General features: G+C 60.9%; 9 protein-coding genes and 1 pseudogene. 5 read left to right on the top strand and 5 right to left on the bottom strand.

From position 1 onward, the window contains the following. Window positions 1-194 precede the first annotated feature (194 nt). A pseudogene (locus tag V7M64_RS07740) lies at window positions 195-341 on the top strand (IS5/IS1182 family transposase); the annotation flags it as partial. 8 nt (window positions 342-349) lie between these two features. Here the strand turns inward: V7M64_RS07740 and V7M64_RS07735 are convergent. Further along, the gene (locus tag V7M64_RS07735; RefSeq protein ID WP_333678308.1) at window positions 350-817 is read right to left on the bottom strand and encodes a Rid family hydrolase; all 468 of its coding nucleotides are present in this window, start codon (window positions 815-817) and stop codon (window positions 350-352) included. Between the two features lie 62 nt (window positions 818-879). Continuing rightward, the gene (locus V7M64_RS07730) at window positions 880-1,947 is read right to left on the bottom strand and encodes an alpha/beta hydrolase (RefSeq protein WP_333678306.1); all 1,068 of its coding nucleotides are present in this window, start codon (window positions 1,945-1,947) and stop codon (window positions 880-882) included. Between the two features lie 576 nt (window positions 1,948-2,523). Here V7M64_RS07730 and oxyR point away from each other — a divergent pair. From oxyR to V7M64_RS07715, 3 genes are all read left to right on the top strand, one after another. Further along, a complete protein-coding gene (gene oxyR / locus V7M64_RS07725; protein WP_333678304.1) occupies window positions 2,524-3,468 on the top strand; it encodes a DNA-binding transcriptional regulator OxyR in 945 nt (314 codons plus the stop codon). Between the two features lie 96 nt (window positions 3,469-3,564). After that, the gene (prmC, locus tag V7M64_RS07720; protein WP_333678303.1) at window positions 3,565-4,434 is read left to right on the top strand and encodes a peptide chain release factor N(5)-glutamine methyltransferase; all 870 of its coding nucleotides are present in this window, start codon (window positions 3,565-3,567) and stop codon (window positions 4,432-4,434) included. Window positions 4,435-4,525: 91 nt separating this feature from the next. Further along, window positions 4,526-6,835: a TonB-dependent receptor gene (locus tag V7M64_RS07715; RefSeq protein ID WP_333678301.1), complete on the top strand. Its 2,310-nt coding sequence runs from the start codon at window positions 4,526-4,528 to the stop codon at window positions 6,833-6,835. A 31-nt stretch (window positions 6,836-6,866) separates the two neighbouring features. Here the strand turns inward: V7M64_RS07715 and V7M64_RS07710 are convergent, their stop codons facing one another. The 3 genes from V7M64_RS07710 to V7M64_RS07700 form a co-directional block, all read right to left on the bottom strand. After that, entirely contained in the window at window positions 6,867-9,467 is a 2,601-nt protein-coding gene (locus tag V7M64_RS07710; RefSeq protein WP_333678299.1) for an MMPL family transporter, read from the bottom strand. Window positions 9,468-9,646: 179 nt separating this feature from the next. Next, complete coding sequence (gene dxs, locus V7M64_RS07705; RefSeq protein WP_333678297.1) at window positions 9,647-11,437, bottom strand: 1-deoxy-D-xylulose-5-phosphate synthase; 1,791 nt, start codon at window positions 11,435-11,437, stop codon at window positions 9,647-9,649. A gap of 83 nt (window positions 11,438-11,520) precedes the next feature. Beyond that, on the bottom strand, window positions 11,521-12,120 hold the full coding sequence (locus V7M64_RS07700; RefSeq protein WP_333678295.1) for an HNH endonuclease: 600 nt from the start codon (window positions 12,118-12,120) through the stop codon (window positions 11,521-11,523). Window positions 12,121-12,377: 257 nt separating this feature from the next. Here V7M64_RS07700 and V7M64_RS07695 point away from each other — a divergent pair, with 257 nt between their 5' ends. After that, window positions 12,378-13,139, top strand: coding sequence for a SapC family protein (locus V7M64_RS07695; RefSeq protein ID WP_333678293.1), 762 nt, complete (start codon window positions 12,378-12,380; stop codon window positions 13,137-13,139). Window positions 13,140-13,279 lie beyond the last annotated feature (140 nt).

Raw genomic sequence — 13,279 nt, 5'->3', positions numbered from 1 at the left:
AAATGTGTAATAAAAAGTGGCGCAGCCGTGAGCCGCGCCACTTTTTTTGAAGCATGTTGCATCTGTGGCAAAGGGTAGGGCCGAGTGCCCGATTCACGGCCAAAACTTAAGGCAACACTTAATTGGACCGCTGCGATCGCCGGGGCGATGAGTCGGCGGCGTTGAATTTGTGCCCATCAGTGCTGCGGCCGAAACCACCGCTGTTGGAGAAAGCCTACGAGGGTGACGAGAGACGTCGGCTGGCGTCCAACCTTGGCTTCATTCCCGTTATGCCACCTAAAAGCAATCGTCTTGAGCCATGGGTGTATGATCGAGAAACGTGCAAACGTCGCAACGACGTAGCGCAGCGCTATTTCGCAGCGATGCATTCGATTTCCACTCGTGCGTGCGCGGCAAGTTCCTTGACACCCACGGCGATGCGCGCCGGATACGGTTTGCTGAAGTAGGTTTTGTAGACCTCGTTGAAAGCGGGCCATTCCGCCATGTCCACGAGGAATACACTGCACTTCACAATGTTCTTCATCTCGTACCCGCTCGCGGCGGCGATCAGCTTGAGATTGTCCATGGCTTGCCGCGTTTCCGCCGCGATACCGCCCGGTACGGGAGCGTCCCCACCAAGGGGGATGCCGAGCGCCCCGGACAGAAAAAGCAGGTTGCCGACACGTGCGGCATCCGAAAATGGATAGTCACCGTTGTCCCCCAAATCCACAATTTCGATGGATTTTTTCGTGTCGGTCGCGGTGCTCGGCGGTGATGCGTTCGGTGCGCAGGCCGAGAGAGCCAGGCAGCAAGCGGCGATAGAAAGATGCTGTTTCATCGGTTACTCCATTCCATGGCGAGTTTATTTTCAGGTGAGCAAAATACCCGCGGGCAAACCCTTTATCTAGCGACCTTCTCAATGCCGCGCGAACTTTCCTGCATGACACCGAGGGCTATCAGCAGGGATCGATGGAATCGCTCTGGATCCTGAAGATGCGGCGAGTGCGCCAGATCGGCAAATTCCACCAGGGTTGATTGGGGGATGCGTGCGGCGGCTGTCTTGCCGAGTACGGCGTAGTTGGCAAGCCGGGCGACCACGTCCGCGGAGGCATGGTTGGTAAACGCGGTCTTGTCCTTCAGGCCAACGAAGAGCACAGTGGGCACGGTCAACTTATCGAACTCGTAGACCACCGGTTGGTTGAAGATCATGTCGTGAGTCAATGCTGCACTACGCGCCACTTGCTGGCCGCCCGGACCGTTGTACATGCCGGCCTGCATCGTTATCCAACGGTCGAATTCCGGTCGCCATTCACCGCCGTAATGAACGGCGCGCTGATAATCCTTCATGTCTTCCGCGCTTGTCTTCCGCTCCTCCTGGTAGATTTCATCGATGGTTACGTAGGGAACGCCGAGGGCTTTCCAGTCCTCCAGGCCGAGCGGGTTGATCAACGCGAGCTGTTCTACCGATTCCGGATACATCAGGGCAAAGCGTGTCGCCAGCATGCCGCCCATTGAGTGGCCGATGACGGTGTACTTCTTTATGTGGAGGCTTTGCAGCAATCGGTGGGTATTGCTGGCGAGCTGCTGGAAGCTGTACTGGTAGGCGTCCGGTTTCGTCGATTTGCAAAAACCGATCTGGTCCGGCGCGATGACGCGGAAGCCGTTTTCCGTCAACACCTTTATGGTGGCGCGCCACGTGTCGGCGCAAAACAGCTTTCCATGCATGAGCACGACGGTACGGCCATTGGATGCGGCGGGCCTCGTGGGTGGAACGTCAAGGTACGCCATGTGGACGTTCTTACCTTGCGAGGCAAAATCGAACGTGCGCACCGGATAGGCGTAGTCGAAGCCCTCGAGCTCGGCGCCGTAGACAGGGGTGTTTTCTTTGGCCTGCGTATGGATCGAGAAAGATAGACCGAGCAGGGCGGCGATGCTTGCAAACGATCGGGCGAAGCTATCGTTTTTCATATTCATCCTTGTACTTGCTTCATGACTTCCTGCCATTGCTGCGTGCAGCGGCATAATCTGAATACTTCACGCGACGCAAAATTGTCAATAGCTCCGATCTCCATCATCGATGTGCTGTGATTGACAGATGATGTCGTAGACCTAAACGTGCGAAATCCATCCAAGCAACCAGCGCTGCCTGTACTGAAAGTGCAGCGGAGCAAGGGAGAGCATCATGACGAATGCCTGACACAAAACCGTGGCGGGTCTCCAGCTTGCCCAGCTCGATGTCGGTGTGGGAATGGCTATCGAAATACGCATGGCAACCTGAGCTTCAAATGGCGCATCGCAACCATCCCAACTGTGGCACATCATCAGACTCCGATTGATGTGCTGTGGAGGGAGGTTATGCATGCGGGTACCTTGTCCGTCTCGCGCCAAGTTCGGAGCGCCCAGTGCCTGAGAACATGCCAGCGAGGGAAAAGAGGCCCTATGTCGGGTTTTTTTTGTGGAAAAAGTCGCCTGGGACGATTAAGGCTTGCATTGCCAGTGTTGATCTATATGATGAGAATCCATAGACATCATCTATGATAAGCCATGAACTTGCGTGACCTCCATTACCTGGTTTCCCTGGCCGAACATCGTCATTTCGGGCGTGCGGCGGAAGCCTGTTTCGTCAGCCAGCCCACGCTCTCCACCCAGATCAAGAAACTGGAGGACGAACTGGGCGTGGCGTTGGTAGAGCGCACGCCGCGCAAGGTGTTGCTTACCGAAGTCGGCCGCGATATCGCCAATCGCGCGCGCGAGGTGCTGAACGAGATCGAGCAGATAAAGAGCGTCGCGCGCCGCACGGTCGATCCCGAATCGGGAACGGTGCGGCTGGGAATCTTTCCCACGCTTGGGCCTTATCTTCTGCCGCATGTGATTCCCGTCGTCCGCGAGCGCTTCCCGCGTTTGGAATTGCTACTGGTTGAAGAGAAAACCGAGGTGGTGCTGCATCGCTTGCGTGAAGGCAAGCTCGACGCTGGCGTTCTCGCTTTGCCGATCCACGATGACAATTTGCATGCGGAGCTGTTGTTCGAGGAACCGTTCCTGCTGGCGGTGCCGCAGTCGCATCCGCTGGCCAGGCGTCCGTCGCTGAAGCTCAGCGATCTGTCGGATCAGAGTTTGCTGTTGCTGGAAGATGGCCATTGTCTGCGCGATCAGGCCTTGGAGGTTTGCCACATGGCCGGCGCGGGCGAGAAGAGCGGTTTTCGCGCGACCAGCCTGGAAACGTTGCGGCAGATGGTGGCGGCCAATGTGGGTATCACCTTGTTGCCTACGCTGGCGGTGAAGCCGCCGGTAGCGCCGGCGCCGAATCTGCAGCTGGTGGAATTCAGCGGCCATCCGCCGAGTCGGCGCATTGCGATGGTGTGGCGCAAGAGTTCGGCGATGGGTGGTTTCCTGAAGCAGCTGTCGGAAGTGTTCAAGCATCTGCCGCATGATTTGCTTGATCCACACACGGCAGCGACGGCTTCGGCGAAGCGGCGGCGCGTGGCTTGAGCCATGTGCTCCCTCACGTTGCCTGGGGGCCTGGTTTGCATCGTCCCGCAAGCAAGGCAGGGGATAGTTTTTGGTTGACCCATAGATCGCGCACGAATGCCTGACCATCCCTTGCACCCCACCCGCATACGCCAGGCACTTGCCGAAGCCACGCAACGCCTCGGCGATCGAGTCGATGCGGAAGTGCTGCTGGCCTATGCCCTGTCCAAATCACGCAGCTGGTTGATCGCACACGCCGATGATCTGCTTTTATCCGATCATGCCGCAGCGTATGCGTGGCTGATCGAACAACGCGAAGCGGGCGAACCCATCGCCTACATCATCGGCAGGCGTGGCTTCTGGTCACTCGACCTGGAAGTGACGCCTGCCACGCTTATTCCGCGCCCGGAAACCGAATTGTTGGTGGAACTTGCGCTGGAGCGTCTGCCTGCCGATAAAGCATGCCGCGTACTCGACCTCGGCACGGGTTCTGGCGCCGTCGCCTTGGCAATCGCGCGCGATCGCCCCATGGCCCAAATTATTGCAACCGATGCAAGCAGCGACGCGCTTGCCGTAGCGCAACGCAATGCACGAAGCCATCACATCGGCAACGTCAGCTTCGTGCACGGCGACTGGTTTGCGCCGTTGGATGATCGCCGCTTTGACGTTATCGTCTCCAACCCTCCTTATATCGAAGCCACAGATCCGCATCTGCAGCAAGGCGATCTGCGTTTCGAGCCGATAAGCGCGCTCATGTCAGGAAGCGATGGGTTGGATGATATCCGTCGCATCGTGCGTGATGCCGGTCTTCATCTTGTGCCGGGTGGCTGGTTGCTGTTCGAGCATGGGTGGAACCAGGGCGGTGCGGTGCGCGCGTTGCTTCGTGATGCAGATTTCGCGGAGCTTTCAACGGCACATGATCTTGAACAACGCGATCGCGTGAGCATCGGGCGTAGGCCTGTCGCGGGCACTTGCGATTCGCCATGAAGCTGGGCGTAGACTGCAGCGACTGAAGGGGCCCGGATTCCATCAGTGCATTCGGGCGCAAACACGCAACGTTTATCCCGGATGTGCTGTCATGGACAATCGTATCGTCGCTCTTATGCCTGCGCTGCGCTGCCTGTCCCGCGTCACTCGCGGGCTGATCGTCGCCCTGATTGCGTCTGCGGCGGTGGCGCAAACCAACACGTCACCGGCATCTTCAAGCACTACGACGTCGCCAGCGTCAGGTCGTGGCAATCAGCATGTAACGTTGAATGAAGTGATGGTAACGGCCAATCGGCGCAGGGAGCCAGAACGCGATGTGCCTATGCATGTCGACACAGTACAAGCTGCCACACTGCAACAACTTGGGGCCAGGAATCTCAACGACTATGTCTCGTATCAGCCGGGCGTGTTCTTCGCCAGCGCAGGCGGCACGGGGCAGGGCGAGCTGGTGATGCGTGGCGTATCGACCGGTAACCAGACCAGCCCCACCGTCTCGCTTTATATCGATGACGTGCCGGTTGGCGGAAGCACTGTGTACGCGGCAGCGGCAACGTTTCTGTTCGATCCTGCGTTGCTCGATCTGGACCACATCGAATTCCTGTATGGCCCCCAGGGCACGCTGTATGGCGCGGGCTCGATGGGCGGTTTGGTGAAGTATGTGACGGTGAAGCCGGATCTCAGCGGTTTCGCCGGCAACGTCGGTGCGGATGTTTCCAACACCCATCGCGGGGGCACCAGCTATTCGGAACATGCCTCCATCAATCTCCCGCTCATCAAGGACAAGGCGGCAGTGCGCGTGTCCATGGTGGATCAGCACGCTACCGGTGTCTATCGCGCGGTGGGTGAAACGCCGGCAGGCGGCGCCGATCGCACGCACACCAAGGGTGCACGCGTGCAACTGGAAATTGATCCCATCGACAAGCTCAGCTTGAACCTCACGGCCATGGCCCAGAAGATCATGGCCGATGGTTTGTCGATGGGCGACTTCAACCTGCAAGGGCAACCGATTTCCGGCGGGCCGTACAACCGCGCGCTCAATCATCGCGAACCCTTTACGCAAACGTTGCAGCTTTACTCTTTCCACGCCGGCTACGACTTCGACTGGGCGAGGATGGATTGGATCAGCGCTTACCAGAATTTCGTCAATCACAGCGTGCAGGACTATCCGGATTCATTTCTTGGACTGCTGAACGAAATAGGCCCGTTGTTCGGCGTGAATCAGCCGCTCGGCTCGCTGTATGTCGATTCGCAGTACGCCGTGCACAAGTCGTCGCAGGAAATACGCTTTACGTCCCCAAAGAACCAGGCGCTCGATTGGCTGTCCGGTGTCTGGCTGAATCGCGAAGACGTGTGGGAGCAATACATGCTGCAAGGGGATAACGTTTCGCCGCCCGGTACCACGCCGTTGATTGCGCAAGCCGTAAATTCCCGATTCGAGGAATACGCCGGTTACGGCGACCTTACCTGGCATATCCGCCCCACGCTGGATCTCACCGTCGGCGCGCGTGCCAGCGGCAATACGCAAACACTTTCCAGCTTCGAAAAGGGGGCGTTTGCCGGCAGCCCCGGCGGCTTTAGCGAACATGTCAAGAATCAGGACGTGACCAAGTTGCTCACGTTGAGCTGGCGGCCTACCGATCGGGACAATCTCTATTTGCGCGCCTCAACGGGCTATCGGCCGGGCGGCCTGCAGGCACCGTTACAAAGCACACTGTTGGTGCCCAACCCGAACGCCACCAGTACGTTCGGCTCCGATAATTTGGAAAGCTACGAGCTAGGCTACAAAGGCAGTTATCGGGACCATCACTTGAATGTCGGCTTCGATGGCTACGACATCGAGTGGCATCACATGCAGCTCTACACCTATACCCTGGGCAACACGATCATCCAGAACGCTGGCGATGCACGCATCAAGGGCATCGAGATGCAAGGCAGCTATGCCCAGGGGCCGTGGGAGCTTGGCGTGTCCAGTGCGTACACGGACGCGTTTACCGACAACGGGGCGCCGCAATTGGGCATCCAGCCCGATGCCAAGCTGCCGTACTCGGCGCGATGGGCCGGTACGGTGAGCGGCAAATACACGTTCGCTCTTGCCGGCACAAATGCGTACGTGGGCGCGGTGGTGCGCGGCTCCAGTCACCGCAATGCCGGTTTCGATGGCGATAGCAGCGACCCTAATTTCAAGCTGCCGGGCTTTATGTTTCTCGATCTGAACGTCGGCGTGAACTTGCGCGGCGGCGCCAATGTGGATTTCTACGTACGCAACGTGACGAATCGACAGGTGCCAATTGGTACGTTGAACGATGAGGCGGTGAATTTCCTGGCTACGGTCGGTGGGCCGATGCTGGTGCAGATGTCGACGCCGCGGACGGTAGGGATGGCGTTCAATGTGCCGTTTTAGCGACAAAGCCTCACTGACGCGACGTATTTAGCTAATGCCCCGTGCCGCTGATTTCCTTCGGCGGCTTGATCGCATACAGCAATGCCGGCAAGAAGATAAACGTCGCCAGCAACACCGCCACCAGGCTTACCAGCAACATGCGTCCCATGCTGGCCATGCCCAAGTCATGCGATAGCGCCAAGGACCCAAACGCGGTACCGGTGGTAAGCGCCGAGAACAGCACGGCACGCGCCGAAGCGGAACTCACGAATCGCCGCATTCCTGCGCGCCAGTTCATTACGAAGTACACGTTGAACGACACGCCCACGCCCAGCAGCAGCGGCAGCGCAATGATGTTGGCGTAATTCACGGCCATGCCCATTGCGCCCGCAAGCAATGCGGTAATCAGCGCGGACATGCCCAGCGTCAGGAGCACAATGCCGGCGTCCTTGAGGCGGCGGATCACCAGCATCAGCACAATGGCGATCGCGACAATCGCCAGTGCCGCCGCTTGCTTGAACGCGCGCATGATGGTGTCGGCCGAAGCGATGGTGGTGACGGCGGGGCCGCCGGCTTCGGGCGCGACGCGTTGCACGGCTTCGACGAATTTGCGCAGGCCGTCCGTGTCTTCTTCGTTGACGGTGGGCGATACCTGGATGCGCACCTGGCCATTCGGGCTGAACCAATCGCGCTTGATCGATTCGGGTAGCGATTGCAGCGTCACGCCCTGCGCATTCAGCGCATCGCGCAGGCTGTTCAATTGCTTCGGCAGGAAGCGGCTGATCGCTTCGTTCATCATCATCAGCCGGTCATCGGGCGCCTTGCTCAGCTTCTGCAAGGCGGCGTCGACGCTGTGCAGCGGTGAATCCGCCGTCATTTCCGATTTGGCATCGTTGATGGCATCCAGCGTGTCGCTGATCGCCGAGCGCAATGCTTGCGGCGTAACCGGCGGGGCGGACGGATCGACATCCAGCGACGGCAGCATCAACACCTGCGCCTGGTTGAGCTGGGCCAGCGAGGCCTCCTGATCAGCCGGTACGAACGTTGCTCCCGAGATTACCTGGGACACTTCCGGCAGCTTGGACAGCCTGTCCGTCAGCGTGCGCGCGGTGTCCAGGTTGGGCACCATGATGTTGATGTTGAACGGGTTGGTGACCGGGTTGTCGGCCAGGCTGCGCAGCGTGCGCATCGGTTCGGAATTGGGATCCTGCGTGTTGAGCGGATTGGCGTCGAACGGCATGCGTATGCCGGCGATCAAGCCGGCGATGCCGAGTGCGGCGAACACGAACAATACCGGCTTGTAGTAGCAATGCAGGAACGAGTCGAGTTTTGGTCCGAACGGCAGCGACAGTTCCTTGTTCTGGCGCAAGGGCTTGGCCAGGCTCAGCAAGGCCGGCAGCAGGGTAAGCGTGCACACCAGCGCAATGCCCATGCCCACGCCTGCGATGGTGCCCAGTTCGGCCACGCCGACGAAACTGGTGGGGGAGAAGGCGAGGAATCCACAGGCGGTAGCGGCGGCAGCCACGGCGATCTGGTTGCCGGATACGCGCGCGCCTGCGGCCAGGGCCTTGTCGATGTCATCGAGCAGCATGCGCTGTTCGCGCAGGCGCACCGCGAACTGGATGCCGAAGTCCACCGCCAAGCCCACGAACAACACCGCGAACGCCACCGAGATCACGTTCAACGTTCCTACCGCGATGGCGGCAAAGCCGGTGGTGAGTGCAAAACCCACCAGCAGCGTGATCAGGATCGGCACGATGCGGCGGAACGAATGCATGGCCAGATACAGCCACAGCGCCAGCAGCAGCAGGCTGATCACGGTGCTGGCGACGATGCCCTTGGTCAACGCACCGAACTGCACGTCGGCCAGTGCGACCGAGCCGGTGTAGTCGACGCGCACGCGGCCGGCTTTCACATCCGGCAAGTCTTTGGCGATGCGTTCCAGCGCTTGCGTCGCGGCCAGGCCCGGTTGCAGTGAACCGTCTTCCAGCACCGGATGGGTAAGCACGAAGGTCGCGTTCTGCGGCTGCTGCGTCACGTCCGAACCAAGCAGGCCTTGCCACGACAGCGGCGTGGGATGGCCATCGGCGGCGTTGTCGAGCACCCGGGTCAGCTGGTCCAGCGCGGGTTTGTACGGGGAAAGGTCGGCATGCTGGATGCGCACGCCCGCGGCCATCAGCGACACGCCGTTCAACAAGCCGCGCGCCGACGGATCGGCGGCCAGTGGGCCCAGCAGCGGTTGGGCATTCATCAGCGAATCGAGCATCTTGCTCAATTCATCCGGACCGAGCAGCAGCAGGCCTTCTTGGCGGAAGAAGGGGTCGGCATCCGGCCGGCTCACGTCGATGAAGTGTTTCTTGTCCGCGCTCAACGCCTTGGCCAACGCGGCGGCGGTTTCGTCGGACTCCTCCGGCGTATCGCCGCGCACCACCACCGCCAGCACGTTGTTGAACTGCGGAAACTCCTTGTCGAACGCCATGGCGTGCTGACGCCACGGCAGCGTCTTGGCAAAGAGGTTGTCGGTATCGGTATCCACGCCCAGCCGCCCGGCGGCGACCCAGACGCTGACACCGGCCAGCGCGAAGAAAACCAGCACTACGGCAATGGCGTAGCGCCGGCAGAATTGGACGAGGCGGACGATGAACTCTGTCACGAGCCTGGGACTCCTCAAGCCGTGTATGAAAAACGTTAAGGATAGTGCATAACGCGCAGGTTTCCCTTAGGCGGTGGTAACTACACAACTGGCTTGAGGGTGACGGCGGCGTCGAATCCCTGCCATCGTTATGGCAAAGCACGCTTGCAGAGCGTAGGCCGGGGTTTCATCCCGGCACGTCAGGCACTTGCCAGGTTTAGCGCGACGGCTTGGGGAAAGCGCCCCTTGATGGCCTCGCGAATGCCCGGCAAATCCAGGCCGGCCTCGCTCAATACCTCCTCGCGGCTGCCGTGTTCCAGGTACCTGTCCGGCAGCCCCAGGTGGAGCATCGGCAGGGCCAAGCCGTGTGCAGCGAGGCATTCGGCTACCGCCGAGCCCGCACCGCCGGCGATGGCGTTGTCCTCGAGGGTGATGAAGGCGTCATGGCCGTTGGCCAACTCCACCAGCAGCGTTTCGTCCAGCGGCTTCACGAAGCGCATGTTGACCAGGGTGGCATCGATTTCGGCGGCGATGTCGCTGGCGGGCGCGAGCATCGCGCCGAAGGCCAGCATCGCCAGCCGGCGGCCGCGGCGGCGCACCTCCGCCTTGCCGATGGTCAACGTATCCAGTGTCTTGCGGACCGGCACACCGGTGCCGCTGCCGCGCGGATAACGGATCGCCGCCGGGCCGGGGTGCTGGAAGCCGGTATTCAGCATGAGCCGGCACTCGTCCTCATCGGCGGGCGCCATGATCAGCATGTTCGGCAGGCAGCGCAGGAAGCTCAGATCGAAGCTGCCCGCATGCGTGGCGCCATCCGGGCCGACCACACCGGCGCGGTCGATGGCGAAAGTGACATCCAGGTTCTGCAGCGCCACGTCGTGAATCGCCTGGTCGTAGGCACGCTGCAAAAAGGTGGAATAGATCGCCACCACCGGCTTGGCGCCTTCGCAGGCCAGGCCGGCGGCGAGCGTCACCGCATGCGGCTCGGCGATCGCAACGTCGAGGTACCGGTCGGGATATGCCTGGGAAAAACGCACCAATCCCGAGCCTTCGCGCATGGCGGGCGTGATGCCGAACAGGCGCGCATCGGCGGCGGCCATATCGCATAGCCACTCGCCGAACACGTCGCTGTAGGTAAGTTTGCCGGGGCCCGCTTTCTTCATCACGCCGGCCTGCGGATCGAACGGGTTTACCGCGTGATATTCGATCTGCGCCTGCTCCGCGGGTGCGTAGCCTTTGCCCTTGGTGGTGATCACGTGCAGCAATTGCGGGCCTTTGGCGTCTTTCAGCGTGCGCAGCACTTCCAGCAGTTTCGACACGTCGTGGCCGTCGATAGGGCCGGTGTAGTGGAAGCCCAGTTCCTCGAACATCGTGCTCGGCACGGCCACGCTGTCGTCGCGTTTTTCCAGGCGTTTGGCGAGACCGCCGACGTTTTCGCTGATCGACATGCCGTTGTCGTTGAGCACCACCAGCAGATCCGCGCTGAGATCGCCGGCATGGTCGAGGGCTTCGAACGCCATGCCGGCGGTCATTGCGCCATCGCCGATCACGGCGACGAATTTGCGCGTTTCGCCTTTGTGCTGTGCGGCGATGGCCATGCCGAGCGCGGCAGAAATCGAGGTGGAGGAATGGCCCACGCCGAAGGCGTCGTACTCGCTTTCCTCGCGGCGCGGAAACGGTGCCAGGCCGCCTTTTTTCTTGATGGTGGTGATGCGATCGCGCCGGCCGGTGAGGATCTTGTGGGGATAGCACTGGTGGCCAACGTCCCAGATCAACCGGTCGTGCGGCGTGTCGAAGACGTAATGCAAAGCCACCGTCAGCTCTACCACGCCCAGGCCGGCACCGAAATGGCCGCCGGAGCTGGCGACGGCTTCGATCAGGTAACCGCGCAGTTCGTCGGCGATGGCAGGGAGTTGTTCATCGGCGAAGCGGCGCAGGTCGGCAGGGGACTGGATGGACGCGAGGCGGGGAAAGCGGGAAAGATCGATCATCCGTCTATTGTGCGCTCTCTTGCCGGCTTTTCTGAGGCTTGCAGAAAGGCGTGGATCGCTATGGCGCCACGGCGAGGCGGACGCTACGCCAACGCCTCACGCCGATGCCGCGGCAGGTGGCTCACCAGAAATTCCATCTGGTCCGCCAGGATGTTGCGGTTGGAGAGGATCAAATGCTCCACCCAGCTCGGCCGGTAGGGCACTGCGAGCAGCGGCATGTTCGCTTCCTGCGGCGTGCGGTTGCCCTTCTTCAAGTTGCAGGCCAGGCAGGCGCTGACCACGTTTTCCCATTCGTCGCGGCCGCGCTTGGAAATCGGCAGCACGTGGTCGCGGGTCAGCTCGCCGCGAGAGAAGCGGACGCCGCAATACATGCACAGGTAGCGGTCGCGGCTGAACAGGGCGACGTTGGTCAAGGCGGGCGCGGGGTCGATCGCGTGGTCGTGGCAGTGGCCGCGGCTGGCGACGATCGGGTGCAGTTCGATGCGGCTTTGCGCGCCCAAGTGCCGGTTATGGCCGCCGTGCACGGTGAGGCAGGGGTCGCCCAGGGTCCAGGCGACGGCGTCTCGCACATAAAGGCATACCGCGTCCTGCCAGCTGATCCAGTCGAGGATCCGGCCCGCAGCATCCAGTGACAGTACCCGGGTCGAATTGAGGTCGGCCCTGTGTGGCACTTCCATAAGCATGCGTTTCGTCCTTCACGTCTAAGCGAAAGAGCGTCTTTCTATGCAATGGCGCTCGGTTTTTCCCGAGCATAGACCAAGTTGATTGCAAAACACATGCAATGGGTAGAGGGGCGCTGACGGAAACGCGGGTCAAAGTGCCAACTCGCCCCGGAAATCCCGCGCTGATATAGTGGCTGTTCATCCGTAGTCCCGACGCCGGGCTTGGGAGGGGGAGCCGTGGGTGGCGACCCCGGCACGGCGGGGCAGAGGTAAGTAACGTGGCTGAAGTACTTTTCTACGAGCGTCCTGTTCCGCTCAACCGCACCGTACACAAGGATCTGCGCATCAAGGGGCTGCAAAACCTCAAGTTCGCGCACAACGTGCACTCCGTGCCGCTGACCTGTACGGAATTCCCCATCACCGCCCGTGACATCCCGATCCTGTTCGCCGGCCCCGACGAGGCCAACGCCGGCCCGATGGCCCTGCTGGGCCTGCGCCAGAACGAGAACCTGTATCTCGATGCAGACGGTCAGTGGGTCCCGAACGTGTACATCCCGGCTTTCGTGCGCCGCTATCCGTTCGTGCTGGCCGAAAAGCCGCCGGGCGCCGAAGGCGACGACTTCACCGTGTTCCTCGATGAAGCCTACGAAGGTTTCAACAGCGCCGAAGGCGAGCGTCTGTTCAAGGAAGACGGCAGCGAGAGCGACATGCTGAAGAACGCCGTGACCTTCCTGGGCGAATTCCAGCAGCACGTTGCGCGTACCAAGCAGCTGATGGAAGACCTGCGCAAGTACGACCTGCTTGAGCCGCGCAACATCCGGCTGGAGCGCAACGGCAACGTGATCAACCTCAACGGCCTGTACGTGGTCAGCGAGGAAAAGCTGCGCAAGCTCGACGCCGAAACCACGCACCGCTTCCTCACCGATGGCACACTGGGCTGGATCTATGCCCACCTGCTGTCGCTGATGAACATCGATCGCGTGGGTCAGCGCCTGGCTGTGCGCGAGGAAGCCGAAGCGGCCAACGCCACCAAGAACTGATCGGCTTGCCCTGTAGCGATCATGAAAAAGCCACCCGCTTGGGTGGCTTTTTTTTGCCGGCTGCCATTGAGGTATCGCGCACCCCATGGCCGTCATTCCCGCGAAAGCGCACTGCTGTCCGGGGAAATTCGATCATGCGA

Source organism: Dyella sp., assembly GCF_036746095.1.
In the GTDB taxonomy this organism is placed as follows: domain Bacteria; phylum Pseudomonadota; class Gammaproteobacteria; order Xanthomonadales; family Rhodanobacteraceae; genus Dyella_B.
Note: the sequence above shows the minus strand (reverse complement) of the source record. Positions and strands in the feature narration are given on the sequence as shown.

Excerpts from the sequence above, each read along its gene's own strand:
- V7M64_RS07735 (WP_333678308.1), bottom strand. The coding sequence starts at position 817 with ATGAAACAGCATCTTTCTATCGCCGCTTGCTGCCTGGCTCTCTCGGCC.
- V7M64_RS07730 (WP_333678306.1), bottom strand. The coding sequence starts at position 1,947 with ATGAAAAACGATAGCTTCGCCCGATCGTTTGCAAGCATCGCCGCCCTG.
- oxyR (WP_333678304.1), top strand. The coding sequence starts at position 2,524 with ATGAACTTGCGTGACCTCCATTACCTGGTTTCCCTGGCCGAACATCGT.
- prmC (WP_333678303.1), top strand. The coding sequence starts at position 3,565 with ATGCCTGACCATCCCTTGCACCCCACCCGCATACGCCAGGCACTTGCC.
- V7M64_RS07715 (WP_333678301.1), top strand. The coding sequence starts at position 4,526 with ATGGACAATCGTATCGTCGCTCTTATGCCTGCGCTGCGCTGCCTGTCC.
- dxs (WP_333678297.1), bottom strand. The coding sequence starts at position 11,437 with ATGATCGATCTTTCCCGCTTTCCCCGCCTCGCGTCCATCCAGTCCCCT.
- V7M64_RS07700 (WP_333678295.1), bottom strand. The coding sequence starts at position 12,120 with ATGCTTATGGAAGTGCCACACAGGGCCGACCTCAATTCGACCCGGGTA.